We start from the raw sequence: 26716 nt of genomic DNA, 5'->3' as shown, positions 1-26716 counted from the left end.
CGATGCAGACGACCCTGTTCAACCGCCTGTCGGCCCGCGCGCATGCCGCCGCGCGGCTCGCCGTCGCGTTCGCGGCCGTGGCCTGCGTGTTCGGCGCGGCGCCCGCGCATGCGGAACGCCTGAAGGATCTCGCGCAGATCCAGGGCGTGCGCGACAACCCGCTGATCGGTTATGGCCTCGTCGTCGGTCTCGACGGCACCGGCGACCAGACGATGCAGACGCCGTTCACGACGCAGACGCTCGCGAACATGCTCGCGAACCTCGGCATCTCGATCAACAACGGTTCGGCCAACGGCGGCCCGTCGTCGCTGAGCAACATGCAGCTGAAGAACGTCGCGGCCGTGATGGTGACCGCCACGCTGCCGCCGTTCGCGCGGCCCGGCGAGGCGCTCGACGTCACCGTGTCGTCGCTCGGCAACGCGAAGAGCCTGCGCGGCGGCACGCTGCTGCTTACGCCGCTGAAAGGCGCGGACGGACAGGTGTACGCGCTTTCGCAGGGCAACATGGCGGTCGGCGGCGCGGGGGCCAGCGCGAACGGCAGCCGCGTGCAGGTGAACCAGCTCGCGGCCGGCCGGATCGTCGGCGGCGCGATCGTGGAGCGCGGGGTGCCGAACGCGATCGCGCAGATGAACGGCATGCTGCAGCTGCAGCTGAACGACATGGATTACGGCACCGCGCAGCGGATCGTGTCCGCGGTCAACTCGAGCTTCGGCCCGGGCACCGCGACGGCGCTCGACGGCCGCACGATCCAGCTCGCGGCGCCGGCCGACTCGGCGCAGCAGGTCGCGTTCATGGCGCGGCTGCAGAACCTCGACGTGAGCCCGGACAAGGCCGCGGCGAAGGTGATCCTGAACGCGCGCACCGGTTCGATCGTGATGAACCAGATGGTCACGCTGCAGAGCTGCGCGGTCGCGCATGGCAACCTGTCGGTGGTCGTCAACACGCAGCCGGTCGTGTCGCAGCCGGGGCCGTTCTCGAACGGGCAGACGGTGGTGGCGCAGCAGTCGCAGATCCAGCTCAAGCAGGACAACGGCGCGCTGAAGATGGTGACGGCCGGCGCGAACCTCGCCGACGTCGTGAAGGCGCTGAACACGCTCGGCGCGACGCCCGCGGACCTGATGTCGATCCTGCAGGCGATGAAGGCGGCCGGCGCGTTGCGCGCCGACCTGGAGGTCATCTAAATGGCAGCCACTCTCCCGAACGCAAACGACCTAACGCAGCGCTTCGCGCTCGACGTGCAGGGTTTCGATGCGCTGCGCGCGCAGGCGAAGCAGTCGCCGCAGGCCGGCGCGAAGGCCGTCGCGGGCCAGTTCGACGCGATGTTCACGCAGATGATGCTCAAGAGCATGCGCGACGCGTCGCCCGACGGCGGGCTGTTCGATTCGCATACGTCGAAGATGTACACGTCGATGCTCGACCAGCAGCTCGCGCAGCAGATGTCGACGCGCGGGATCGGCGTCGCCGACGCGCTGATGAAGCAGCTGCTGCGCAACGCGGGGCAGGGCGCGGGCAGCGACACGGCGGCCGATGTCGGCGCGGGTGGCCTCGGCACAGGCGGCAACGAAGGCAGCCTCGCCGCGATGAACGCGATGGCGAAGGCCTACGCGAACGCGTCGAACAACGGCGGGCTGGCCGGCGCGCGCGGCTACTCGGCCGGCAGCGCGCTGACGCCGCCGCTGAAGGGCGCGAGCGGCGCGCCGGACGCCGACGCGTTCGTCGACCGGCTCGCGGGCCCCGCGCAGGCGGCCAGCGCGTCGACCGGCATCCCGGCGCGTTTCATTGTCGGCCAGGCCGCGCTCGAATCGGGCTGGGGCAAGCGCGAGATCCGCGCCGCCGACGGCTCGACCAGCTACAACGTGTTCGGCATCAAGGCGAACAAGGGCTGGACCGGGCGCACCGTGTCGGCGCTGACGACCGAATACGTGAACGGCACGCCGCGCCGCGTGGTGGCAAAATTCCGCGCGTACGACTCGTACGAGCACGCGATGACCGATTACGCGAGCCTGCTGAAGAACAATCCGCGCTACTCGGGCGTGTTGAGCGCCAGCCGCAGCGTCGAAGGCTTCGCGCACGGGATGCAGAAGGCCGGTTACGCGACCGACCCGAACTACGCGAAAAAGCTGATCTCGATCATGCAGCAGATCGGCTGACGGGCCCGCCGGCCGCCTGCAGCCTCCTTTCGGACCGCGCCCGGCAGCCCGCCGCGCGCGGTTTCAACGTTTGCGCGAAAAAAATCGCCAATTCGATCTAAACTTTCGGTCAGCACTGCCGCTAAGTGTGAGAGACCTGCGACCGGGCCCCCGTTCTGGCCCGGTTTTACTGCGCACCGGTTGTCCGGGCGCCCATGACAAGAAAGACCGGCTAGCCATGAATATCGAAACGTCGACCGACCCCAGCCTGGATGCAGGCCACTCCGGGCCCGACTTTGCCCGCCGCAATCCGCTGGAAATCGGCGTGCAGCTGCGCAACCTGGTGAATCGCGGCGATTTCCTGACCGTCCAGTATCCGGGCGGCCAGCTCGTCACGCGCCTGCTCGAGGTCGACGTCGGCGCGCGGACGTTCACGTTCGACTGGGGTGCGCTGTCCGAGCAGAACGCCGGCATCCTCGGCGCGTCGCATTGCACGTTCGCGGCCTCGCCGGAGGGCGTGCGCGTCGAATTCACCACGGGCACGCCGCGCGAGACGCGCTACGAGGGGCTGCCCGCGTTCGTCGCCGATTTCCCCGACGTGCTGGTCTGCATCCAGCGCCGCGAATATTTCCGCGTCGACGCGCCGATCGTCGATCCGTTCCTGTGCCGCGGCAAGCTGCCGGACGGCGAGAGCTTCCTGTTCGAGGTGCATAACCTGTCGCTCGGCGGCGTGGGGCTGCGCACGGCCGACGAACGTGTCGAGGCGCTCGAGGTCGGCACGCTGCTGCCCGACGTCGAGCTCGAGCTGACCGGCCACGGCAAGCTGTCGCTCGACCTGCAGCTCGTGTCGCAGCGTTCGACGCAGATGCCGAACGGGTCGCGGCGCTACCAGCTCGGTTTTCGCTACATGTCGCTGCCGGGCAGCGCGGAGAACACGCTGCAGCGCCTGATCACGCAGCTCGAAATGAAGCGCCGCTCGCTCGCGCGGGCCTGACGCGCACGCGGGAACCGGCCCCGCACGGGCCGCCCCGCGCCCCTTCGCCGGCACCGGTTGCCGGGCACCTTGACCGGCGACGCGCGCGTGCGCGTCGCGCGTGATTTTTTTCCTCAATTTTTTCAATCGGCGGCCGTTATACCGGGAGTCACGCAACCCGGCGGCCGCAGCGCGGCCGGCTCATCAGGATCGCGCATGTCCAACTCACTCATGAACCTCGGCGTCAGCGGCCTGAATGCCGCGCTCTGGGGCCTCACGACGACCGGCCAGAACATCAGCAACGCCGCGACGCCAGGCTATTCGGTCGAACGACCCGTCTATGCCGAGGCGAGCGGCCAGTACACGAGCAGCGGCTACATGCCGCAAGGCGTCAACACCGTCACCGTGCAGCGGCAGTACAGCCAGTACCTGGGCGACCAGCTGAACGGCGCGCAGACGCAGGGCGGCGCGCTGTCGACGTGGTATTCGCTCGTCACGCAGCTGAACAACTACGTCGGCAGCCCGACGGCGGGGATCTCGACCGCGATCACGAGCTACTTCACCGGGCTGCAGAACGTCGCGAACAGCGCGTCCGACTCGTCGGTGCGGCAGACCGCGATGAGCAACGCGCAGACGCTCGCGAACCAGATCACGGCGGCCGGCCAGCAGTACGACGCCCTGCGCCAGAGCGTGAACACGCAGCTCACGAGCACCGTGACGCAGATCAACACGTACACCGCGCAGATCGCGCAGCTGAACCAGCAGATCGCGTCCGCGAGCAGCCAGGGCCAGCCGCCGAACCAGTTGATGGACCAGCGCGACCTCGCGGTGTCGAACCTGTCGAACCTCGCGGGCGTGCAGGTCGTGCGCAACAGCGACGGCTACAGCGTGTTTCTCGCGGGCGGCACGCCGCTCGTCGTCGCGAACAAGAGCTACCAGCTCGCGACCGTCACGTCGCCGTCCGATCCGAGCGAGTTGACCGTCGTGTCGCAGGGGATCGCCGGCGCGAACCCGCAGGGGCCGAACCAGTTCCTGTCCGACGCGTCGCTGTCGGGCGGCACGCTCGGCGGCCTGCTCGCGTTCCGCAGCCAGACGCTCGACCCGGCCGAAGCCCAGCTCGGCGCGATCGCGACCAGCTTCGCCGCGCAGGTCAACGCGCAGAACGCGCTCGGCATCGACCTGTCGGGCAAGCCCGGCGGCAACCTGTTCACGACCGGCGCGCCGGTCACCTACGCGAACCAGGGCAACACCGGCAACGCGGCGCTGTCCGTGTCGTTCGCGAACGCATCGCAACCGACCGCGAGCGACTACACGCTGTCGTACGACGGCACGAACTACACGCTGACCGACCGCGCGAGCGGCACGGTGGTCGGCACGCTGTCGAACGCGCAGATGCCGGGCCAGATCGGCGGCCTCAACCTGTCGCTGACCGGCACGATGAAGCCGGGCGATTCGTTCACCGTGCAGCCGACGCGCGGCGCGCTGAACGGCTTCGGCCTCGCGACGTCGAACGGCTCCGCGATCGCGGCGGCGGCGCCGTACGTGCCGTCGGCCACCACGACGAACACGGGCACCGGCACGATCGGCGGGCTGTCGGTCACGAGCGCGGCGGCCGCGGCCAACGCGCACAACTACACGATCACGATGACCGGCACGGCCGGCAATCTGCAGTACACGGTCACCGACAACTCCGCCAACCCGGTAACCACGAGCGCGCCGCAGAATTACCAGGCCGGCACGCCGATCACGCTGACGGCCGGCGTCACGGTGACGGTGTCGGGTACGCCGGCGGTCGGCGATACCTTCAAGGTCGCGCCGAACACGGGCGGTACGAACGACGGCAGCAACGCGCTCGCGCTGTCGAAGCTCGTCAACTCGAAGACGTTCGGTAATGGTTCGAGCACACTGACCGGCGCGTACGCGAGCTACGTGAACAGCATCGGCAACACGACGAGCCAGCTGAAGTCGTCGAGCGCCGCGCAGACCGCGCTGGTCGGCCAGATCACGCAAGCGCAGCAGTCGGCGTCGGGCGTGAACCAGAACGAGGAAGCGGCCAACCTGATGCAGTACCAGCAGCTCTACCAGGCGAACGCGAAGGTGATTCAGACCGCGTCGACGCTGTTCCAGACCGTGCTCGGCCTGTTCAACTGATTTCGGGGATCGAAGCGATGCGGATTTCCACCACCCAGTTCTACCAGATGAACGTCGCTCAGATGAGCGACCAGCAGGCGCAGCTCGCGCAGCTGTACCAGCAGATCTCGAGCGGCGTGAGCCTGGCGACGCCGGGCGACAACCCGCTCGGCGCCGCGCAGGCCGTGCAGCTGTCGATGACGTCGGCGACGCTGTCGCAGTACGCGTCGAACCAGAACACCGCGCTGTCGTCGCTGCAGAAGGAAGACCAGACGCTGATCAGCGTCAACAACCTGCTGAACAGCATTCATACGGTCGTGATCCAGGCCGGCGCCGGCTCGCTGTCCGACAGCGATCGCTCGGCACTGTCGACGCAGCTGCAGGGCTATCGCGACCAGCTGCTGACGCTCGCGAACTCGACCGACGGCTCGGGCAACTATCTGTTCTCGGGCTTCCAGTCGACCACGGCGCCGTTCTCGAACGCACCGGGCGGCGGCGTGACCTACAGCGGCGACGCGGGTACGCGGCAGGTGCAGATCGCCGACACGCGTGCGATCTCGCAGGGCGACAACGGTGCGAACGTGTTCCTGTCGGTGCCGATGCTCGGCAGCCAGCCGGTGCCGGTCGCCACCGCAACCAACACGGGGACGGGCACGATCGGCGCGGTATCGATCACGAGCCCGTCGGCCGCGACCAATGCGGACCAGTTCCAGATCACGTTCGGCGGCACGGCGGCCGCGCCGACCTATACGGTTACCGACAACTCCGTCGTGCCGCCGACCACGACCGCCGCGCAGCCGTATTCGGCCGGCGCCGGGATCGCGCTCGGCAATGGCCTGTCGGTGCCCGTGTCGGGCTCGCCCGCGCCCGGCGACTCGTTCACGGTCACGCCCGCGCCGAAGGCCGGCACCGACGTGTTCGCGGCGCTCGACACGATGATTGCCGCGCTGAAGGTGCCGGTCAGCAGCAACACGACGGCCGCCGCCGCGCTCCAGAACGCGATGACCACAGGCACGACGAAGCTGAACAACATGATGACGAACGTGCTCACCGTGCAGGCGTCGGTCGGCGGCCGCGAGCAGGAAGTCAAGGCGATGCAGACGGTGAACCAGACCAACACGCTGCAGGTCACCAGCAACCTGGCCGACCTGACGAGCACCGACATGGTGTCGACGATCAGCCAGTTCCTGCAGATGCAGAACGCGCTGACCGGCTCGCAGAAGGCCTACTCGCAGCTGCAGAACCTGTCGCTGTTCCAGTACATCAACCCTTGATGCACGGCGCGTCCGCGGCGATGTGAGCGCACGCTTACGTTGCCGTCGACGCGCTTCACCGCCCGCGCGCCCTGCACGGACGGCCGCTTCTCCGGGCCGCGCGGCCGCGCCCCGGTTCGCGCACGCGGCATGCCGCGCGCCGCGCTTGCCGGCCCGGTGTATCGGCCCGCTTGCCAGCCCCATTCCCGCTCCGTAAACTCGCGCCAGATTCCAGACCGGCGCACCCTCCGCAGCCGGCGACCGACAGGAGCCCTTTCCCCATGTCCGATTCCTACTTCCCGCGCTGGCGGGTGCAATCGACCGGCGCGGCGTCGCGCGTGGTCGGCCCCGACGAGCGCCTGCCGTGGCCGCAGATGGTCGCGATGGGCGTGCAGCACGTCGTCGCGATGTTCGGCTCGACCGTGCTCGCGCCGCTGCTGATGGGCTTCGACCCGAACCTGTGCATCTTCATGTCGGGCATCGGCACGCTGCTGTTCTTCGCGCTGGTCGGCGGCCGCGTGCCGAGCTACCTCGGCTCGAGCTTCGCGTTCATCGGCCTCGTGATCGCGGTGACGGGCTACGGCGGCAGCGGCCCGAACCCGAACATCCCGGTCGCGCTCGGCGGGATCGTCGCGTGCGGCGTCGTGTACGTCGCGCTCGGCGCGCTGGTGCAGGCGATCGGCACGCGCTGGATCGAGACGCTGATGCCGCCCGTCGTCACCGGCGCGGTGGTCGCGGTGATCGGGCTGAACCTCGCGCCGATCGCGGTGAAGGGCGTGTCGGCGTCGACCTTCGACTCGGTGATGGCGCTCGTCACGGTGCTCTGCGTCGGCCTGGTCGCGGTGTTCGCGCGCGGGATGATGCAGCGCCTGCTGATCCTCGTCGGGCTGATGATCGCGTATGCGATCTATGCGATCGCGACCAACGGGATGGGCCTCGGCAAGCCGATCGACTTCGCGATCGTCGGGCATGCCGCGTGGTTCGGCGTGCCGGCCTTCCGCTCGCCGGTGTTCGACCCGCACGCGATGCTGATGCTCGCGCCGATCGCGGTGATCCTGGTTGCCGAGAACCTCGGCCACATCAAGGCCGTCAGCGCGATGACGGGGCACAACCTCGACCGCTACGTCGGCCGCGCGTTCATCGGCGACGGCCTGGCGACGATCGTGTCGGGCAGCGTCGGCGGCACGGGCGTCACGACCTACGCGGAGAACATCGGCGTGATGGCCGTCACGCGGATCTATTCGACGCTCGTGTTCGCGGTTGCCGCGCTGATCGCGATCGTGCTCGGCTTCTCGCCGAAGTTCGGCGCGGTGATCCAGACGATCCCGGGCCCGGTGCTCGGCGGCGTGTCGATCGTCGTGTTCGGGCTGATCGCGGTGACGGGCGCGCGGATCTGGGTCGTCAACAAGGTCGACTTCTCCGACAACCGCAACCTGATCGTCGCGGCCGTCACGCTCGTGCTCGGCGCCGGCGACTTCTCGCTGAAGTTCGGCGGCTTCGGGCTCGGCGGGATCGGCACCGCGACGTTCGGCGCGATCATCCTGTACGCGATCCTGCGCAAGGAAAAGGAACCGGGCCCGGTGGTCTGACCGAAACACGGGCGGCGCAACGCCGCCCGTCGGCGCGCACTCACGCGCCGGTATTGGACTGCGCCTGCAGCCACGCGCAGAACTGCGCGACGAGCGGATCGTCGGCCGGCGCGCGCGGCGCGATCCACCAGTAGCTGCGGGTCGCGATGCGCGGCCCGTCGAGCGGCATCACGAGCCGGCCGCTCGCGAGTTCGTCGTCGATCAGCGGCAACGGGCCGAGCGCGACGCCGAGCCCGTCGACGGCCGCCTGCAGCGCCAGGTAGAAATGGTCGAACGACTGGCGCTTGCGCCCCTTCATCGTCACGCCGGCCGCCGCGAACCAGTCGCGCCAGCCTTCCGGCCGCGTATCCGAATGCAGCAGCACGTGCCGTGCGAGGTCGTCCGCGCGCGCGATCGGCGTGCGCTTGAGCAGCGCGGGGCTGCAGACCGGAATCACGCTTTCGTCGAGGAAGTGGCCGCTCGTGCAGTTCGGCCAGTGGCCGGGGCCGCGGCGGATCGCGACATCGAAGCCGTCGAGCGCGTCGAGCGGTGCGTTCGACGTCGACAGCTTCAGCTCGACGTTCGGCACGTCGCGCTGGAACCGCGACAGGCGCGGCAGCAGCCATTTCATCGCGAAGGTCGGCAGCGCGTTGATGCGCAGCACGCGCGCCGCGCCGGTGTTGCGCAACTGCTCGGTCGCGTGCGCGATGCTGTCGAACGCGGCGCGCACGGTGTCCAGGTAGCGGCGGCCTTCGTCGGTGAGCTTCACGCGTTTGCCGTAGCGGTGGAACACCGGCTTGCCGAGCCAGGCCTCGAACCCGGCGATCTGCCGGCTGATGGCACCGTGGGTCACATGCAGCTCGTCGCCGGCGGCGCTGAAGCTTTCATGTCGTGCCGCGGCTTCAAAGGCCCGAAGCGCGGAAAAGGGCGGGAGATCGCGTGCCATGCTTGTGATTCTAGATCACAAGGACGCGCCGATAAAATCGTTTTGCCGGATTCCTGAACGGCGGTAACCTCGGCTGACCGTTTGATGAGGAGCCCCATGCAATCCGTTTCCCCGCCGCCTGCCGCGTCACCCCGCAGCGTCGGCCTCGCCGAGCTGTTCACCGGCTTCCTGTCGCTCGGCCTCATGTCGTTCGGCGGTGCGCTGCCGTTCGCGCGCCGTACGATCGTCGACGAGCGCAAGTGGCTCTCCGCCGACGAATTCACCGATCTGCTCGGCCTGTGCCAGTTCCTGCCGGGCGGCAACGTGATCAACCTGTCGGTCGCCGTCGGCATGCGCTTTCGTGGTGTCGCCGGCGCGTTCGCCGGCATTCTCGGGCTGATCGCGGGGCCGACGCTTGTTGTCGTCGCGCTCGGCGTGCTGTACGCGAAGACGCAGAACGATCCGCACGTGCAGCACCTGTTCGCGGGGCTCGCGGCCGCGGCCGCCGGGCTGCTCGTCGCGATGGCCGTGAAGGTCGCGAAGCCGCTGCGGCATGCGCGCGCGGCGGCCGGTATCGCGGCGCTCGCGTTCGTCGCGATCGCGGTGCTGCGCATGCCGCTGCTGACCACGATGCTGGTGCTGACGCCCGTCAGCGTGTGGCTCGCGTCGCGGCGGCGCGATGCGGGCACGCCACGGCCGGCGCCGGCGGCCGTGCGCGACGCGCAGCACGGAGGCCAGTGATGAACGACACGCTGGTCGCGATCGCGACGATTTTCAGCCAGCTGTCGCTGCTGGCGTTCGGCGGCGGCAACACGATCCTGCCGGAGATGCAGCGGCAGGTGGTCGACGTGCATCACTGGATGAGCGCGCACGAGTTCACCGCGCTGTTCGCGCTGGCGCAGGCGGCGCCCGGGCCGAACATGATGATCGTGTCGCTGGTCGGCTGGCACGTGGCCGGCTGGGCCGGGCTGCTCGTCGCGTCGCTTGCGAAGTTCGGGCCGTCGTCCATTGTCACCGTGCTCGCGCTGCATGCGTGGGAACGCTTTCGCGACCGGCCGTGGCGTCGTTACGTGCAGCAGGGGATGATGCCCGTCACGGCCGGGCTCGTCGCGGCGAGCGCGGTGCTGATCTCCGAGGCGTCGAACCGGACGGCGATCCAGTGGGGCATCACGGCCGCGTGCGCGGTGCTCGCATGGCGCACGCGCATCCATCCGCTGTGGCTGCTCGCGGGCGGCGCGCTGATCGGGCTCACGGGCATCGGGCAGTGAGCCGCCGTGCCGCCGGCCGTTGCCGGTTGCGATCGCCGGCCATGGCAGGCTACCGCGGCGCCGGCAGGTCGCTGTTCACCATCCCGAGCAGCCGGCCGCGCTCGCTGTAGACGTCGTCCGTCGTTGTCGGCCAGTCGACCACGTATCCCGCGTCGAGCGCATCGCGCATGATCGTGCCGTAATCGGCCTTCGCGAGCCTGCCGCCGCGCAACGCGTCGGCCACCTCGTGTTTCAGCTTCGGCGTGAACGACGGATAGGCCGCCACCAGCGCCGCATACTGGCGCGCATCGATCTCGCCCGATTCGCGGTTGAACGCCCAGACGGCCACCAGCACGATCGCGGCGAGCGGGATGACGGTAAAGCGCAGGAAGAACTTCGCGAGTGTCATTCGAAGGCTCGATGAAGAGGCGCGGGGCGGCGATCGGGCCCAGGCGGGCCTCAATCGGCCCGCAACCGGCCCGGTATACTCGGCCGGTCCGTCGGCGGCGAAACCCGCCCGGGCAACACGTTCCCGCCGGGCGATACGCGGCGGCAATCCGCACCCTGACGGCGAGCATTATATTGGCGCGCGGCAAGCGGCGAGGCCCGGCCGCGCAGCGCCGACGGCGTTACGCGCCGGCCGGCGGGACTGAATTTCGCACCGCCCGCCGCGCGCGGCGCGCACCACGGGAGGATCGATGGATCTCGACGGCGCCAGCCGCAATCTCACTGTCGCCGCGTTGCTGACGCTGTCCGGCGGCTACCTCGACGCGTACACGTACGTCGGCCACGGCCACGTGTTCGCGAACACGATGACCGGCAACGTCGCGCTGCTCGGCATCAACCTGTCGGCCGGCGAATGGGCCGCCGCGCTGCATCACGTGCCGCCGCTCGTCGGCTTCGTGATCGCGGTGTTCGTCGCGCACCTGCTCGGCCTCGCCGCGCAGCGCGGCTGGATGCGGCACACGGCGTTCGCGAGCCTGATCGTCGAGATCGCGTTTCTCTGCGTTGCCGCGAGCGGCCTCGTCGGCGCGTCGAGCGCCTGGCTGATTCCGGGCATCTCGTTCGTCGCGACGCTGCAGACGCTGTCGTTCACGCATCTCGAGGAACTGTCGTACACGTCGGTGATGACGACCGGCAACCTGCGGCGCGCCGCGCAGAAGCTGTTCGTCGGGTTGATCCCGCGCTACGACGCGGGCGCGCTGCACGACTCGGCGCTGCTCGCGACGATCAGCTTCTGCTTCCTGGCCGGCGCGGTGGCCGGCGGCCTCGTGACGCGGCTCGTGCCGGACATCGCGCTGTGGGGCGCGGTGCTGCTGCTCGTCGGCGCATTCGCGGAGATCGTGCGGCGTGCGTGGCGTCGCGCGGGGAATGGCGGCGATGGCGGCGGCGAGGCCGCGCAAACGGCCTGACCGCACGCTTCAAGCGGCAGCCGTTGGCGCCGCGTTCCGGAATCACCGAATCACTCATTCATCGACCCGCCGGTGCCCCCGACGCGGGCCGGTTGCACCACCCGCGCCCGCTGTCGGTATGCGCGGCATCTTCCGGTTGCGTCGATCACGCGGGCCGGCCTGCCGCGATACCGCTTTCACCGCGCCGCACCAGCGCCGATCCTTACAGCGCAGCACGCAAATGCCGATGGCCTCGCGACCCGTATCGCCGCCGCGTCAGGCAAGCCCGGCGCGGGAAACGTTGTTCCCGGGCGACAGTCGCGCCATTACGGCGCGTTTCAATTTCTTTCAGCGAAGGCACTCGTCATATGATTCAGGCCACATCGCGCGCGCCATGAACGTGCGCGATCGCCACCCGGCTGCGCACGCGGCCGGCAATGAACGGAGACACCTACAAAAAGGAAAGCTCATGAAGCAGACCACCCGACTCGCAGCCATCGCAGGGGGCGCCGCGCTCGCATTCGCCAGCCAGTACGCGGCGGCACAAAGCTCGGTCACGCTGTGGGGCGTCGCCGACGTCAGCGTCCGCTACCTGACCAACGCGAACGCCAAGAACGACGGCCTGCTGTCGATGACCAACGGCGCGATCACCAACAGCCGCTTCGGCATCTACGGCACGGAAGACCTCGGCAGCGGCCTGAAGGCCGTGTTCAACCTCGAAAGTGGCGTGAACCTGCAGAACGGCGCATTCGCCGACAGCGGCCGCCTGTTCAACCGTGCGGCATACGTCGGCCTGCAGAGCCCGTACGGCACGGTGACCCTCGGTCGCCAGAAGACGCCGCTGTTCGACCTGCTGTCGGACACCTACGATCCGCTGACGGTCGGCAACTACCTCGAGAACGCATGGCTGCCGGTCGCACTCGGCGGCGGCCTGTATGCGGACAACCAGATCAAGTACACGGGCAAGTTCGCGGGCCTGACCGCGAAGGCGATGTACTCGACCGGCACCAACTACGAATCGACCGGCGCCGGCGGCTTCTCGGGCCAGATTCCGGGTTCGCTCGGCAAGGGCAACGCATGGGGCGTGTCGCTGTCGTACGTGATGGGTCCGCTCAGCATCGCGGCCGGCGCGCAGCAGAACAGCGACAACTCGGCGCGCAAGCAGACGATCTACCACGCGAACGTCGTGTACGCGTTCAGCAAGGCGAAGGTCTACGCCGGCTACCTGCGCTCGAAGGACGACACGGGCTTCGTCGACAGCCTGCTCGCACAGCAGACGATTCCGGTCGCGAAGGGCACCGGCCGGATCGACGACGGTCCGTTCGCGGGCGTGAGCTGGCAGGTCAGCACGCCGCTGACGCTGACGGGCGCGTTCTACTACGACCACATGCGCAATGCGATGACCGCGAACGGCACGCTCGCGAGCGGCAACCGCTATGCGGTCGTCGGCATCGCCGAGTACGCGCTGAGCAAGCGCACCGAAGTCTACGGCACCGTCGACTTCAACAAGACGAACGGCGCGGCGAACGTCGAACTGCCGGGTCGCAGCAACCAGACCGGCATCGCGATCGGCCTGCGCAATATCTTCTGACGAACGTCGGAACACGTGCGCCGGCATGCATCCGGCACGCATCGAAGAGGCTCCGAAAGGGGCCTCTTTTTTTTCGTCACGCGGCCTTCATATGCGCGCACGACTATTCAGCGATCGCTCCATCACGCAATGCCCGCGCCGTAAGCCATCCGTCGGCAATCCAGAACATACTTTTACAGTACGCGCGTAGGCTTTCCGCTACGCTGCGTGCATCGCCCGTTGCGTGCCGTCGTGCGCGCGCGTGCGCTGTTCCGGCAGGCGCTCGGCGAGCGCGGCCGGCCTGGTGCGTAACTTGTGTATCCGGTGATGACAATCGCGGTGCGCCGGTTTTTTTCGTGGGACGATGCGCTCACGATTTTCTTGAAAGGGGATGACGATGGGTATCCTGAACACGGTAGGTGAAATCGCTGGCGCAGTGGCGGCTGTCGAAGGCGCGGAAAAGCTGGACCCGGATGCGGGTCTGCTGACCAAGGCGGCCGCGGCCGTCGCCGGCTTCAAGGGCGCCGAGGCAGTCGAAGGCCTGCTCGAGAAGAAGAAGGAAGACCAGCCCGAGCAGCAGGCAGACGATACGCAGGCGACGGACGGCAGCGACACGTCGCAGGCATGAGCATGGCGGCTGGTCCGGCCGCGGGCGCGCACTTCGCGCGCCCGGGCGGACCGGTGCCGCGCGGCCGGCAGGTCGGGCATGCGGTCGATCGGTGACGCATGACACACCCGGCAGCTGGGTTGACCGGCGAGAGGCAATGTCTCTCGCCGTTTTTTATTGGGCGCGCGCCGCGGCCCGCAAGAATTCCGGAATCTTGCTATCGTGCCGTCATCCGAACTGCGATGAGGCAATGCGATGGATTTCGACTACGACCTGTTCGTCATCGGGGCCGGCTCGGGCGGCGTGAGGCTCGCGCGGATGTCGGCGTCATACGGCGCGCGCGTCGGCATAGCGGAACAGGAGCAGATCGGCGGCACCTGCGTGCTGCGCGGCTGCATTCCGAAGAAGCTGCTCGTCTACGCATCGCACTACCCGCACGAAGTCGAGGACGCGAAGGGCTTCGGCTGGACCTTCGGCGCCGGCACGCTCGACTGGTCCGCGCTGATCGCCGCGAAGGATCGCGAGATCAATCGGCTCAGCGACATCTACATCAGCCTGCTGCGGCAATCGGGCGTCGACATGCACGCGGGGCGCGCGACGCTCGTCGATGCACACACGGTCGCCATCGGCGAGCGCACGATTCGTGCGCGCCACATCGCGATCGCGACCGGCTCGCGTCCGTCGCTGCCGCCGCGGCCCGGCATCGAGCATGCGATCACGTCGCGCGAGGCGCTGTCGCTCGCGACGCTGCCCAAGCGTATCGCGGTGGTGGGCGGCGGTTATATCGCGGTCGAATTCGCGGGCATCTTCAACGGCTTCGGCAGCCACGTCGACCTGTTCTATCGCGGCGAGAAAATCCTGCGCGGCTTCGATGATGACGTGCGTCAGTTCCTGACCGACGAGATGACGAAGCAGGGCGTCACGATCCATTCGCGCGCGGTGGTCGAGTCGATTTCCCGCGCGGACGACGGCACGCTGAGCGTGCGCGTCGGCGATGCGCGGCATGGGCCGTACGACGCGGTGCTCTATGCGACCGGCCGCGTGCCGAACGTCGACGGGCTCGGGCTCGAGCAGGCGGGCGTCATGCTCGATGCACGCGGTGCGATTGCCGTCGATGCGTATTCGGCGACGTCGGTTGCGTCGATCCATGCGATCGGCGACGTTACGTCGCGTCCGCAGCTCACGCCGGTGGCGACACGCGACGGCGGGCTGCTTGCGCGGACGCTGTTCGGCGGGTCACGCGTCGCGGCCGATCACGCATGGGTGCCGTCGGCCGTGTTCAGCCAGCCCGAGGTCGCGACGGTCGGCCTCACCGAAGCGGATGCGCGTCGCGCGCACGGCGACGTCGACATCTACCGCACGTCGTTCAAGGCACTGCGTCATACGCTGTCGGGCCGCGACGAACGCACGATGATGAAGCTCGTCGTCGCGCGCGACAGCCAGCGCGTGATCGGCGCGCACATGGTCGGCCGCGACGCGGGCGAGATCATCCAGGGCATCGCGATCGCGATTCGCGCGGGCGCGACGAAGGCGCAGTTCGACGACACGATCGGCATCCATCCGACCGCGGCCGAGGAGTTCGTGACGATGCGGCAGAAGGTGGCCGACTAGCGGAAGGGGGCGCGCGTCTGCACGCGCGCGCTGGATTGCGTATTGGCCGGGATACTGTTTTTTGCGTGGCAGGGCCCGACGATATTCGGCGATTATTTTCGAGATATTGGTAATCCGGGCTGACTGCGCGGGCAATATGTCTCGATATTGACGGATCGGCGCCCCATTCGCCGCCGCACTCCGGTCATATACAGGCGAAGCCCTTATCTGCAAGGCATTCCGCCTGATTCGACCGTGCATTTCATATAGATACGAAAATCGTCAACTATTATCAAGATTGCCCGTCTCAATAATCAGGCTTGATATGATCGCGAAAAATCATATACGGGGCCGATCATGCGCGATCAACAGCGCAGTAACCAGCGTCACGATGTAACCGGCGCGCGCGAGCCTGTCGCGCACTGCGTCGTCCATCCGCTTTTTGCCGCAACACATCGGTTGCGCATTCCACTTCTTCACATCTAGCTATCGCCGGCCCGGCGATGAGTTCGCGTGCGCGCGCATCGCGCCGATGCACGCGCACTCGTTCCGGGCAATCTTTCCACGCAAGGAGACCAGCAGTGAACATTCAGACACGACGCACCGTTCTCGTGGTGGCAGCGGTTGTCGCAGCGCTGTCCGGCTGCGCGACCGAATCGTCGCGCACGCTCGACGTGCCGGCCGTGAGCAGCGCGCAGAAGCCTTATGCAGGCAAGCCCGTCGCGATCGCGGTCGGCAAGTTCGACAACCGCTCGAGCTACATGCGCGGCATCTTCTCGGACGGCATCGACCGCCTCGGCGGACAGGCGAAGACGATCCTCGTCACGCGCCTGCAGCAGAGCCGGCGCTTCAACGTGCTCGATCGCGAGAACCTCGACGAGATCAAGCAGGAAGCCGGCTTCATGAAGAAGGCCCAGGCCGTGAAGGGCGCGAACTACGTGGTGACGGGCGACGTGACCGAGTTCGGCCGCAAGGACGTCGGCGATCACCAGCTGTTCGGCATTCTCGGCCGCGGCAAGACGCAGGTCGCGTACGCGAAGGTCAACCTGAACATCGTCGACACGACGACGTCGGAAGTCGTGGCATCGAGCCAGGGCGCCGGCGAGTTCAGCCTGTCGAATCGCGAGGTGATCGGCTTCGGCGGCACGGCGGGATACGACTCGACGCTGAACGGCAAGGTGCTGGACCTCGCGATCCAGGAAGCCGTGAACCATCTGGCCGAGCAGGTTGACGCCGGGGCGCTGAAGGTACCGCAGTAAGTACCGCAGCGCGTATCGAAGGACGTGCCGCAGCGGGCGCCGGGGCCGGCGTCGCGCTCGAGCGATTCACCACGACATCAAAAGAGAAAAGACCATGAAACGGGGTATCTGGCTGCCGGCGACGGCCGCCGCATTGCTGCTCGCCGGCTGCGCGAGCTCGCCGCCGCCGCTCTATCAGTGGACGGGCTATCAGCCGCAGGTGTACGAATACTTCAAGGGGCAGAAGTCGCCGCAGGAGCAGATCGACGCGCTCGAAAAAGCGTTGCAGGACATCCGCGGGAAGGGCCATACGCCGCCGCCGGGCTTCCATGCGCATCTCGGGATGCTGTACGCGAGCGTCGGCAACGAGCAGCAGGCCGAGCAGGAACTGCAGGCCGAGAAGCAGTTGTTCCCGGAATCGTCGACCTACATGGATTTCCTGCTGAAGAAGAAGACCGGCGCGGCGAAACCCGCGGATCAGAAGGCTGCCGGCCAGAAGGGGGCCGACCAGACGATCGCCGGGCAGAAGAACGCCGATTCGAACCCCGCCAAACAGTGAAGCGCCCGCCATGTTCAAGACACTTTCATTCAAGCTGATGTCCGTGCTGTCGATCGTCGCGCTGCTGAGCGCGTGCGCGCAGCCGGTGAAACGGCCCGATTACACGGCGTTCAAGAAGAGCCAGCCGCGCTCGATTCTCGTGCTGCCGCCCGTCAACGAGACCTCCGACGTCGGCGCGACCTACGGGATGCTGTCGCAGATGACGCTGCCGCTCGCCGAGTCCGGCTATTACGTCGTGCCGGTCGCGGTGATGGACGAGACCTTCAAGCAGAACGGCCTGACCAACGCGGCCGAGATCCAGGAGACGCCGCCCGCGAAGCTGCGAGAGATCTTCGGCGCGGACGCCGCGCTGTATTCGAAGGTTTCGAAATACGGCACCGTGTACCGGATCCTCGCGAGCGCGACGGTCGTGTCCGCGTCGGCGAAGCTCGTCGACCTGCGCACGGGCGACGTGCTGTGGCAGGGCAGCGCCAGCGCGGCCAGCGACGAAGGCGGTAACAGCGGCGGTGGCGGCCTGATCGGGATGCTCGTGACGGCAGCGGTCAAGCAGATCGCGAACACGCTGATGGACCAGAGCCACGATGTCGCCGCGTTTACGAGCGGACGGCTGCTGATGGCAGGGCCGCCGAGCGGCCTGCTGTACGGTCCGCACTCGCCGAAGTACGGCACCGACTGAACGGCGCGGGCGCCGCATCGAAGCCCCGCCATCCGATCGAACGGCCGCGCGAACGCGCGGCCGTTTTGCATGGGCGCGCCGCGTGCGTTTGCCTCCCGCATCGCGCCGCTGCCTCGTGACGCTCAATGCACGCCGAACGCGTCGAGTAGCCGGTACCAGCTCATCGCGAGCACCAGCGCCGGCGTGCGCAGCGCCGCGCCGCCCGGGAAGTCGCGATGCCGGATCTTGTCGAACAGGTCGAAGCGGCTCGCCTGCCCGTCGATCGCCTCGGCGATCAGCTTGCCCGCGAGCGCGGTCGTGTTCACGCCGTGCCCGGAAAAGCCCTGCGCGAAGTACATCGTCGGCGCAACGCGGCCGAAGTGCGGCGCGCGGTTCATCGTGATGTCGACGAAGCCGCCCCATGCGTAGTCGACCTTCACGTCCGCGAGCTGCGGGAACGTCTTCAGCATGTCCTGGCGCATCGCTTCCGCGAGATCGCGCGGCTCGCGCGTCGAATAGCTGACCTTGCCGCCCCACACGAGCCGCGTGTCGGGCGCCGGCCGGAAATAGTCGAGCACGAAGCGGCTGTCGCAGATCGCCGCACGCGCGGGCATCAGCGCGGCGGCGCGCGCTTCGCCGAGCGGCTCGGTCGCGATCACGTAGGTGCCGACCGGCATGATCTTCTTCGACAACGCGGGCGCGAGCGTACCGACGTAGGTATTGCACGCGAGCACGACGAAGCGCGCGCGGACGTTGCCGCCGCTCGTCTCGACGACGTGGCCGCCCGCGACGTCGCGCACGCGCGTCACGCAGCTGTCCTCGTGGATGCGCACGCCCGCGCCGGTCGCCGCGCGCGCGAGGCCGAGCGTGTAGTTGAGCGGATGGAGGTGGCCGCTGTCGGGGTCGTACAGGCCGCCGCAATAGCGCGCGGACTGCACGTAGTCGCCGAGCTCGTCGGCTTCGACGAAGTGGAAGCGGTCGTAGCCGAAGCGCTTCGCGGCTTCGTCGCGCCAGCGCTTCAGCGCATCCGCGTCGCGCTCGGTGTTCGCGGCGGTCAGGTAGCCGGGCACCAGCGCGCAATCGATGTCGTGCTGCGTGATCCGCGACTTCACGAGCGACAGCGTTTCGAGCCCCATGTCCCAGATGCGCTTCACGTCGCCTTCCGGCATGAATTGCCCGAACGTGTCGATGTCGCACGCGAAGCCGCCGATCAACTGGCCGCCGTTGCGGCCGCTCGCTGCCCATCCGACCCGCGACGCTTCGAGCACGGTCACCGAATGGCCGCGCTCGGCGAGGTTGAGCGCGGTGGACAGGCCCGTGAGGCCCGCACCGATCACGCACACATCGGCGTCGATCGTGCCGGCGAGCGGCGCATGGCGGGTCGTATCGTTGGCGGTCGCCGCGTAGTAGGACGCGACGTGCGGCTGGTTGGCGAATGTCTGCATATTCAGGAAAACAGAGTAAGAGGGCTCAGAACAGCTCGCGCACGCGGTGGTACAGCATCCCGAGTTCGAGCGCGGGTTGCCGCCATGCGTCGCCGCCGGGGAAGCGCCGGTGGCGCATGCGCGCGAACAGGTCGAACGCGCGCGTGTCGCCCGCGATCGCGCCGGCGACCGCACGTCCGGCGATGCCGGTGAGCGCGACGCCATGCCCGCTGAAGCCCTGGACATAGAAGAAGTTCGGATCGAGTGTGCCGAAGTCCGGTGCGCGGTTGCGCGTGACGTCGACGAAGCCGCCCCATGCGTGGTCGACACGTACGTCGCTGAGCTGCGGGAACACGCCGACCATGCGTTGCCGGATCGTTTCGGCGAGCGTGGCGGGCGACGCGCCGGCCGAGTTCGCGCGGCCGCCGAACAGCATCCGGTGGTCGGCGGACAGCCGGAAGTAGTCGAGGAAGAAGTTGTTGTCGCACACGGCATCGCGCTGGGCGATCAGCGCATCGGCGCGCGCCTGGCCGAGCGGCTCGGTCGCGATGATGTACGACGCGATCGGCGCGATGCGGGCAGCGGTCGCGGCGGGCAGCACGCCGCCCGGGCCCGCGTTGCAGCACGACACGACGAAGCGGCAGCGCACCTCGCCCGACGGCGTGCGCACGACGGGCCGCGCGCCGCGCACGACATCGAGCGCGGGCGTGTGCGCATACAGCGCGACACCTTCGCGGCGCGCCGCATCGGCGAGGCCGAGGCAGTACTTGAGCGGATGCAGGTGGCCCGACAGCGGATCGTGCACGCCGGCCAGGTAGCGCGTCGATGCGATGCGCGCGCGGATCTCGCCGGTGTCGAGCCACGCGAGCGACGGATGGCCCCAGCGCGACGTCGCGGCGTCCATCCATGCGCGCAGGTCGTCGATGCGGCGCGGTTTCGTCGCGACCGTCAGGTAGCCGCGCGTGAAGTCGCAGTCGATCCCGTAGTGCGCGATCCGCTCGGCGATCAGCGCGACGCCGTCGAGCGACAGCGACCACGCGGCGCGCGCGCCGTCGGCGCCGAGCTGCCGCTCGATCTCCTCGTCCTTCGCGAAGCCGGTGATCGCCTGCCCTCCGTTGCGGCCCGACGCACCCCAGCCGGGCCGGTGCGCATCGATCACCGCGACGGACAGCCCGCGCGCGCGGCAGTCGAGCGCCGTCGACAGGCCCGCGAAGCCGGCACCGATCACGCAGACGTCGACGTCGATCGTGTCGTCGAGCACCGGGTCATCGACCACGGGCCGCGTGACCGTCGCTTCGTAGTACGAGTCGCGCGCGAGCGCATCGGCGCGGCGGGTGAAAGACTGCGTCATGAAACCGACTCCCTCGAAAAGGCTGCCACGGCCGCGACCTGCCGGCAGCCACCCTTGAAAATGGCGCGGGACGCCGTGCGCGCGGCACGGCGTCCCGCGTGTGCTGCGTCAGAACGAATAGATGAACTGCGTCGCGAGCAGGTCGTTGGACTTGCTGTACGAACCGTCGTTGCGCAGGAACACCTTGTTGTTCGCCCAGTCGTGCCGGTATTCGACCTTCACGGTGATCTGCTGGGTCGGATAGAACAGCAGGTCGAGCGCAACGTCCTGACGGATCGCGCCCTTGCACTCGAAGCCGAGGCCACCGCCGGCCTTCGACGTCGCGAGGCAATCCGAATCGACGCCGAAGCCGTTGTTCGGATCCATCCCGTTGCCGTTCAGCGAGATGCCACCGCCGCCGCCGCCGTTCTTGCTGTTCACGAGTGCATCGTAGCGCAGCGTGACGCCCATGCGGCCGACCACCGGTGCGTTGAACTTGCGGTGCGCGAGCAGCGACAGGCCGTACCACTGCGCGAGCCCGCCGTTGTACGCCGCATGCTGCTGCTGGCCGTAGTCGAGTTCCGCGTTGTACTGGATGTCGGCGAGCGTGTAGGTCGCATCGGCTTCCGCGAAGAAGAACGTGCCGTATCCACTCGGCGATGCGCCGCCCGGGCCGTAGTGCACGACGCCGTTCGAATCGATCGCGCTCGACAGCGTCTGGCGGCCGATGTTGAACGATCCGCCGATGTCGAGCGCGCTCGACCACGTGTAGTCCGCACGCGCGGTGAAGGTCGGCACCTTGTTGCTGGTCGTGATCGGGTCGCCGAGCGCATTGGTGCCGGTCTGCGTGACCGAGCCGTAGGTGCGGTACTGCTCGTTGCCGACGAAGAACTTCCACGCCCAGTTGCCCTTCGTGTAGTTCGCACCGGCACCGATGTAGCTGCCCGGATCCGAGAAGTCGTACAGCAGGTTGTGCGTGAGCGTGAGCATCTGGTTCGACTGCTGCACCTCGTAACCGCCGAAGCTCGGGATCAGGCCGGCCACGAGTGTCGTCTCGGCCGTGATCGGCACGTTGACGACCGCCGTGTTCAGGATGTTGTTGCCGATGTTGCCGCGCGAGTTCTGCAGCAGCGTGATGCCGTTGCCGCGGTTCGGCATCAGCGTGATTTCGGCCGACGGCGCCATCGGGCCGACGCCGAACGTCTTCTTGATGTCGAGGTAGAGATCGCCGAACGTGCTGTTGAAGTAGTTGTACGCGCTCTCGTGGTTCGCGAACAGGAACGACGACGTGCCGGCCGCACGGTTGTAGATGTAGGTCGGATCGATGTAGCCCGTCACCGACAGGCCGGCGAGCGGGCCCGTGTTGGCCGCGTCCGTCAGCGAGTCGACCTTCAGCTGCTGGTTCGCGATCTGCTGCTTCATTTCGCCGACCTCGTCGTTGGTCAGCGTGGCCTGCGCCTTGCCGTAATCCGGCGAGCCCGGATCGATGGCCACCGCAACCGGCGCCGCGCCGGCCTTCGCACCGGCCTGCGCGACGGCGCCGCCGCCCGGCTTCGCGGTGAGCTGCGCCTGCATGGCCTTCATCTGTTTCTGCAGCGCCGCGACCTGCGCCTGCAGCGCCTTGATCTCGGCTGATGTCGAGTCGGCCAGCGCGATGCCCGGCAACGCGCCGGCCACCAGCAGGCAGATCAGTTTCTTCTTCATTGCGGATTCTCCTTGTCGTGCGCCTGTCAAAGTGCGATCGGTTTGCGCGCCGCATCACGCGGCGCGCGGGTCTTGTTATCGATGAAAGGGAAAGGGGAGGGTCACGCCACCGCGAACGCCGCCTTCATGTCGGCCACCCGGCGTCGCTCGCGCGCGATCATCATCCGGTTCACGACGATCACGCCGATCGTCACGGCCGTGATGAACAGCGTCGCCAGTGCGTTCATCTCCGGGTTCAGCCCGAGCCGCACGCGCGAGAACACCACCAGCGGCAGCGTCGTCGACCCCGGCCCCGACAGGAACGCCGACAGCACCAGGTCGTCGATCGACAGCGTGAACGACAGCAGCCACCCCGACAGCAGCGCCTGCGAGATCAGCGGCAGCGTCACCACGAAGAACACCTTCAGCGGCGTCGCGCCCAGATCGAGCGCGGCCTCCTCCAGCGACTTGTTCATCTCCTTCACGCGCGACTGCACGATGATCGCCACGTACGACACGCACAGCATCACGTGACCGATCCAGATCGTCAGCATCCCGCGCCCCTTCGGCCAGCCGAACATCTGCTCCAGCGCCACGAACAGCAGCAGCAGCGAGATGCCCTGGATCACTTCCGGAATCACCAGCGGCGCGTTGATCATCCCCGTGTACAGCGTGAAGCCCTTGAAGCGGCCGAAGCGCGCGAGCACGAAACCCGCCCACGTGCCGATCACGACCGACGCGGTGGCCGTCAGCAGGCCGATCTTCAGCGACAGCCACGCGGCGGTCAGCAGCTCGTCGTCCTCCAGCAGCGCCGCGTACCACTTCAGCGAGAAGCCCGACCACACCGTCACCAGCTTCGACTCGTTGAACGAGTACACGACCAGGCTGATGATCGGGATGTACAGGAACAGGAAGCCGAAGGCGAGGACGCCCGTCGACAGCGGTTTGCTCGGCTTGATCATTTCGCGTCCTCCAGTTCCTTGACCTGGTAGTACTGGAACAGCGCCATCGGCACCAGCAGCAGCATCACCATCGCGACCGTCACCGCGGACGCCATCGGCCAGTCCATGTTGTTGAAGAATTCATCCCACATCACGCGCCCGATCATCAGCGTGTCGGCGCCGCCGAGCAGCTCCGGAATCACGTACTCGCCCACCGCCGGGATGAACACCAGCAGGCTGCCGGCGATGATCCCGTTCTTCGACAGCGGCAGCGTGATCCGCGTGAACGCGACCCACGGCTTCGCGCCCAGGTCGTACGCGGCTTCGAGCAGCGTCAGGTCCATCTTCACCAGGTGCGCGTACAGCGGCATCACCATGAACGGCAGGTACGAATAGACCATCCCGATGTAGACGCCCGCATCGCTGTGATACAGCCGCAGCGGCGTGTGGATGATGCCGAGCGCGATCAGCGTGTGGTTCAGCAGGCCGTCGTCCTTCAGGATGCCGATCCAGGCGTACACGCGGATCAGGAACGAGGTCCAGAACGGCAGCATCACGGCCATCATCAGCACGTTGCGGCGGTTCGGTTCCGAGCGGGCGATGTAGTACGCCATCGGGTAACCGATCAGCAGGCACAGCACGGTCGACACGGCGGCCATCTTCAGCGAGCTGAGGTAGGTCGCGATGTACAGGTCGTCCTGCCGCAGGAACGCGTAGTGCGACAGCTGCAGCGCGAAGTGCACGACGCCGTCCTTGAACTCGACGAGCGACGTGTACGGCGGGATGCCCATCACCTGGTCGGCGAAGCTGATCTTCAGCACCAGCACGAACGGCAGCGCGAAGAAGACCGCGAGCCACAGGAACGGCACGCCGATCGCGACGCTGCGGCCCGACGGCAGCAAGCGCGACAGCGCGGCGAAGCGGCCCGGGCGGGCCCGGCCCGCGCCGGTGCTCGCGGCGCCGGGCGACACCGGCGTGGACGGAGTGGAAGCAGAGGTTCTCATCGTGTTGTCCTCATTGCGTCAGCACGACGCCGCTGGCCGGCGACCACGACACGAACACATCGTCGTTCCAGGCCGGTGCCGTGTCGCTCATCAGGTGCGAGCTCGACAGGTTCGACACGACCGTCTTCCCGCTCGGCAAGCGCACGTGATACAGCGAGTAGCTGCCCATGTACGCGATGTCGGTCACGACGCCGCGCGCCCAGTTGTGCTTCGAACCCGGCTTCTCGCGCGACACGTGCACGCGTTCCGGGCGCACCGAGATGCCGACCGGCATCCCGAGCGGGCCCGTGATGCCGTGGCTCACGTACATGCGTGCTTCGAGGTCGTCGCTCTCGACGAAGATGTGATCGGGCTCGTCCTCGACGACGCGGCCCTCGAACAGGTTGGTCGAGCCGATGAATTCGGCCGAGAAACGGCTGTTCGGAAACTCGTACACCTCGCCCGGCGCGCCGATCTGCACGATCTTGCCTTCGCTCATCACCGCGAGGCGGCTCGCCATCGTCATCGCCTCTTCCTGGTCGTGCGTGACCATCACGCAGGTCACGTCGACCTTGTCGATGATGTTCACGAGTTCGAGCTGGGTCTTCTGGCGGATCTTCTTGTCGAGCGCGGACATCGGCTCGTCGAGCAGCAGCAGCTTCGGGCGCTTGACCAGCGAGCGGGCCAGCGCGACGCGCTGCTGCTGGCCGCCGGACAGCTGATGCGGCTTGCGCTGTGCGTACTTGCTCATCTGCACGAGTGCGAGCGCGTCGGCCACGCGTTCCTTGATTTCGTTCTTCGGCGTGCCTTCCTGCTTCAGGCCGAACGCAACGTTCGATTCGACCGACATGTGCGGGAACAGCGCGTACGACTGGAACATCATGTTGACCGGGCGGCGGTACGGCGGCAGCGCGGCAAGATCTTCGCCGTCGACGAAGATCTTGCCGGAGGTGGCCGTTTCCAGCCCGGCGAGCATGCGCAGCAGCGTGGACTTGCCGCAGCCCGAGCTGCCGAGCAGCGCGAACAGCTCGTTTTTCGCGATCGTCAGGTTCACGTTGTCGACGGCCGTGCTGTCGCCGAATTTCTTCACGACGTTCTCGATGCGCACGAAGGCATCGTTTTGCGTACGGGGCGCGGCGGCCGGTTGGGTCTGTCGTGCAGCAGCGGAAGAGGGTATCGATTGCATGGGAGTCACCATTCGTTCTTCACGGATTGCAGGCGTGAGCGTCCCCGCGCGAGGCGTGAAACGCGACTCGCGGACAACGGCTCATGCCGGATGGAACAGTGCGCGCGGCGCGCGCGGGCGGACGGAGGTCCGCGAATCTCAGGCGGGCAGGCGTGGAGCGATGCCTGCGCCGCCGTGATGCCTGGCGATCAGTGGCCGGTCTTCAGCTGCGCCCACAGGCGGTTCTGGAGACGCAGGATGTCGGCCGGCATCGGCTTCATCAGCACCATCTTCTTCAGCACGTCTTCAGGCGGGTAGACGGTCGGGTCCTGCGCGACGCCCGGCGTGACGAACTGGTGCGCGGCCTTGTTCGCGGTCGGGTAGAACACCGTGTTGGTGATCGCCGCGTTGACCTTCGGATCGGAAATGTAGTTGATCCACTTCAGTGCAGCCTCGGGGTGCGGCGCATCCTTCGGGATCACCATCACGTCGAACCACAGCAGGCCGCCTTCCTTCGGGTTCGAGAACTTGATGTCGTACGAGCGCTTCGCTTCGGACGAGCGGCGATGCGCGATGCCGACGTCGCCCGACCAGCCGAGCGCGACGCACACGTCGTTGTTTGCGAGGTCGTTGATGTAGCCGGACGAGTTGAATTGGGTGATGTACGGGCGGACTTTCTTCAGGACTTCGAATGCAGCCTGGTAATCGCCGGGGTTCTTGCTGTTCGGATCCTTGCCCATGTATTGCAGCGTGGCGGCGAACACGTCGACGGCCTGGTCGAGGAACGACACGCCGCAGCCCTTCAGCTTCTCCATGTTGGCCGGATCGAACACCAGTGCCCAGCTGTCGACGGGCGCCTTGTCGCCGAGTGCCTTCTTCACTGCCTGCGCGTTATAGCCGATGCCGTCCGTGCCGTACGCCCAGGGGACACCGTACTGGTTGCCCGGGTCCGCATCCGAGATCATCTTCATCAGCAGCGGATCGAGGTTCGCGAGGTTCGGCAGCTTCGACTTGTCGAGCTTCTGGTACACGCCGGCCTGGATCTGTTTGGCCATGTAGTTCGACGTCGGCACGACGATGTCGTAACCCGAACTGCCGGCAAGCAGCTTCGCCTGAAGCGTGTCGTCGCTGTCGTAGTTGTCGTACTTGACGTGGATGCCCGTCTGCTTCTGGAAGTTCGGGATCGTGTCCGGCGCGATGTAGTCGGACCAGTTGTAGACATTCAGGTCCTCGGCATGCGCCGATGGGCTGGCGACTGACGTGAACGCTGCCGCGGCGGCGAGGGCGGCAACAGAACAGGCTTGGCGAAGAAAGCAGGCACGCATGGTGGAATTCCCCTGGTTATGGCGGCGTGC

General features: G+C 67.5%; 24 protein-coding genes. 15 read left to right on the top strand and 9 right to left on the bottom strand.

Going from position 1 to position 26716, the window contains the following annotated elements; genetic code table 11:
- Nucleotides 1-2: 2 nt before the first annotated feature.
- The 6 genes from H3H55_RS16295 to H3H55_RS16270 all read left to right on the top strand — a co-directional run bounded on the left by H3H55_RS16295 (nucleotide 3) and on the right by H3H55_RS16270 (nucleotide 8074).
- Nucleotides 3-1181 (top strand): flagellar basal body P-ring protein FlgI, encoded by a 1179-nt coding sequence (locus H3H55_RS16295; protein WP_193099343.1) that lies wholly within the window; start codon nucleotides 3-5, stop codon nucleotides 1179-1181.
- Nucleotides 1182-2150: a flagellar assembly peptidoglycan hydrolase FlgJ gene (gene flgJ, locus H3H55_RS16290; RefSeq protein WP_193099341.1), complete on the top strand. Its 969-nt coding sequence runs from the start codon at nucleotides 1182-1184 to the stop codon at nucleotides 2148-2150.
- 217 nt (nucleotides 2151-2367) lie between these two features.
- A complete protein-coding gene (locus H3H55_RS16285) occupies nucleotides 2368-3123 on the top strand; it encodes a flagellar brake protein (RefSeq protein ID WP_129513166.1) in 756 nt (251 codons plus the stop codon).
- Nucleotides 3124-3318: 195 nt separating this feature from the next.
- Complete coding sequence (gene flgK / locus H3H55_RS16280; RefSeq protein WP_193099340.1) at nucleotides 3319-5253, top strand: flagellar hook-associated protein FlgK; 1935 nt, start codon at nucleotides 3319-3321, stop codon at nucleotides 5251-5253.
- A gap of 17 nt (nucleotides 5254-5270) precedes the next feature.
- Nucleotides 5271-6506 (top strand): flagellar hook-associated protein FlgL, encoded by a 1236-nt coding sequence (gene flgL / locus H3H55_RS16275; protein ID WP_129513164.1) that lies wholly within the window; start codon nucleotides 5271-5273, stop codon nucleotides 6504-6506.
- 260 nt (nucleotides 6507-6766) lie between these two features.
- Complete coding sequence (locus H3H55_RS16270) at nucleotides 6767-8074, top strand: solute carrier family 23 protein (RefSeq protein ID WP_193099338.1); 1308 nt, start codon at nucleotides 6767-6769, stop codon at nucleotides 8072-8074.
- 40 nt (nucleotides 8075-8114) lie between these two features.
- Here the strand turns inward: H3H55_RS16270 and H3H55_RS16265 are convergent, their stop codons facing one another.
- Nucleotides 8115-8999 carry a transcriptional regulator GcvA gene (locus H3H55_RS16265; RefSeq protein WP_048248346.1) on the bottom strand — a complete coding sequence of 295 codons (885 nt, stop codon included), beginning with the start codon at nucleotides 8997-8999 and terminating at the stop codon, nucleotides 8115-8117.
- Nucleotides 9000-9095: 96 nt separating this feature from the next.
- On the opposite strand from H3H55_RS16265, the gene H3H55_RS16260 reads away from it, so the two are divergent.
- Together H3H55_RS16260 and H3H55_RS16255 are read left to right on the top strand one after the other, a co-directional pair.
- The gene (locus H3H55_RS16260) at nucleotides 9096-9719 is read left to right on the top strand and encodes a chromate transporter (RefSeq protein WP_193099336.1); all 624 of its coding nucleotides are present in this window, start codon (nucleotides 9096-9098) and stop codon (nucleotides 9717-9719) included.
- A complete protein-coding gene (locus H3H55_RS16255; protein ID WP_065499028.1) occupies nucleotides 9719-10246 on the top strand; it encodes a chromate transporter in 528 nt (175 codons plus the stop codon). Before H3H55_RS16260 ends, H3H55_RS16255 begins: the two co-directional genes overlap by 1 nt.
- Before the next feature lie 49 nt (nucleotides 10247-10295).
- Here the strand turns inward: H3H55_RS16255 and H3H55_RS16250 are convergent, their stop codons facing one another.
- Nucleotides 10296-10634: a hypothetical protein gene (locus H3H55_RS16250; RefSeq protein WP_193099333.1), complete on the bottom strand. Its 339-nt coding sequence runs from the start codon at nucleotides 10632-10634 to the stop codon at nucleotides 10296-10298.
- A gap of 289 nt (nucleotides 10635-10923) precedes the next feature.
- On the opposite strand from H3H55_RS16250, the gene H3H55_RS16245 reads away from it, so the two are divergent.
- From H3H55_RS16245 to H3H55_RS16215, 7 genes are all read left to right on the top strand, one after another.
- On the top strand, nucleotides 10924-11637 hold the full coding sequence (locus tag H3H55_RS16245; RefSeq protein ID WP_129513158.1) for a YoaK family protein: 714 nt from the start codon (nucleotides 10924-10926) through the stop codon (nucleotides 11635-11637).
- Between the two features lie 448 nt (nucleotides 11638-12085).
- Nucleotides 12086-13207 (top strand): porin, encoded by a 1122-nt coding sequence (locus H3H55_RS16240; protein ID WP_048248353.1) that lies wholly within the window; start codon nucleotides 12086-12088, stop codon nucleotides 13205-13207.
- A gap of 376 nt (nucleotides 13208-13583) precedes the next feature.
- Nucleotides 13584-13814 carry a hypothetical protein gene (locus H3H55_RS16235; RefSeq protein WP_048248366.1) on the top strand — a complete coding sequence of 77 codons (231 nt, stop codon included), beginning with the start codon at nucleotides 13584-13586 and terminating at the stop codon, nucleotides 13812-13814.
- A gap of 234 nt (nucleotides 13815-14048) precedes the next feature.
- Entirely contained in the window at nucleotides 14049-15404 is a 1356-nt protein-coding gene (gene gor, locus H3H55_RS16230) for a glutathione-disulfide reductase (RefSeq protein WP_193099331.1), read from the top strand.
- A gap of 566 nt (nucleotides 15405-15970) precedes the next feature.
- The gene (locus H3H55_RS16225; RefSeq protein WP_193099503.1) at nucleotides 15971-16642 is read left to right on the top strand and encodes a CsgG/HfaB family protein; all 672 of its coding nucleotides are present in this window, start codon (nucleotides 15971-15973) and stop codon (nucleotides 16640-16642) included.
- 94 nt (nucleotides 16643-16736) lie between these two features.
- Complete coding sequence (locus H3H55_RS16220; RefSeq protein WP_193099329.1) at nucleotides 16737-17180, top strand: DUF4810 domain-containing protein; 444 nt, start codon at nucleotides 16737-16739, stop codon at nucleotides 17178-17180.
- 10 nt (nucleotides 17181-17190) lie between these two features.
- Nucleotides 17191-17856: a DUF799 domain-containing protein gene (locus H3H55_RS16215; protein WP_048248357.1), complete on the top strand. Its 666-nt coding sequence runs from the start codon at nucleotides 17191-17193 to the stop codon at nucleotides 17854-17856.
- A gap of 122 nt (nucleotides 17857-17978) precedes the next feature.
- Here the strand turns inward: H3H55_RS16215 and H3H55_RS16210 are convergent, their stop codons facing one another.
- From H3H55_RS16210 to H3H55_RS16180, 7 genes are all read right to left on the bottom strand, one after another.
- Nucleotides 17979-19280, bottom strand: a complete 1302-nt coding sequence (locus tag H3H55_RS16210) for an NAD(P)/FAD-dependent oxidoreductase (protein ID WP_193099327.1) — start codon at nucleotides 19278-19280, stop codon at nucleotides 17979-17981.
- 25 nt (nucleotides 19281-19305) lie between these two features.
- Nucleotides 19306-20610, bottom strand: a complete 1305-nt coding sequence (locus tag H3H55_RS16205) for an NAD(P)/FAD-dependent oxidoreductase (RefSeq protein ID WP_193099325.1) — start codon at nucleotides 20608-20610, stop codon at nucleotides 19306-19308.
- Nucleotides 20611-20718: 108 nt separating this feature from the next.
- Complete coding sequence (locus H3H55_RS16200; protein WP_193099323.1) at nucleotides 20719-22293, bottom strand: DUF3138 family protein; 1575 nt, start codon at nucleotides 22291-22293, stop codon at nucleotides 20719-20721.
- A gap of 101 nt (nucleotides 22294-22394) precedes the next feature.
- Nucleotides 22395-23234, bottom strand: coding sequence for an ABC transporter permease subunit (locus H3H55_RS16195; RefSeq protein ID WP_048252093.1), 840 nt, complete (start codon nucleotides 23232-23234; stop codon nucleotides 22395-22397).
- Nucleotides 23231-24217, bottom strand: a complete 987-nt coding sequence (locus H3H55_RS16190; protein WP_193099321.1) for an ABC transporter permease subunit — start codon at nucleotides 24215-24217, stop codon at nucleotides 23231-23233. Before H3H55_RS16190 ends, H3H55_RS16195 begins: the two co-directional genes overlap by 4 nt.
- 10 nt (nucleotides 24218-24227) lie before the next feature.
- Nucleotides 24228-25382, bottom strand: a complete 1155-nt coding sequence (locus H3H55_RS16185; RefSeq protein WP_129513150.1) for an ABC transporter ATP-binding protein — start codon at nucleotides 25380-25382, stop codon at nucleotides 24228-24230.
- A gap of 188 nt (nucleotides 25383-25570) precedes the next feature.
- Entirely contained in the window at nucleotides 25571-26686 is a 1116-nt protein-coding gene (locus H3H55_RS16180) for a polyamine ABC transporter substrate-binding protein (protein ID WP_129514708.1), read from the bottom strand.
- Nucleotides 26687-26716 lie beyond the last annotated feature (30 nt).

Source organism: Burkholderia sp. Z1 (assembly GCF_014893795.1).
GTDB classification, from domain to species: Bacteria; Pseudomonadota; Gammaproteobacteria; order Burkholderiales; family Burkholderiaceae; genus Burkholderia; species Burkholderia theae.
Note: the sequence above shows the minus strand (reverse complement) of the source record. Positions and strands in the feature narration are given on the sequence as shown.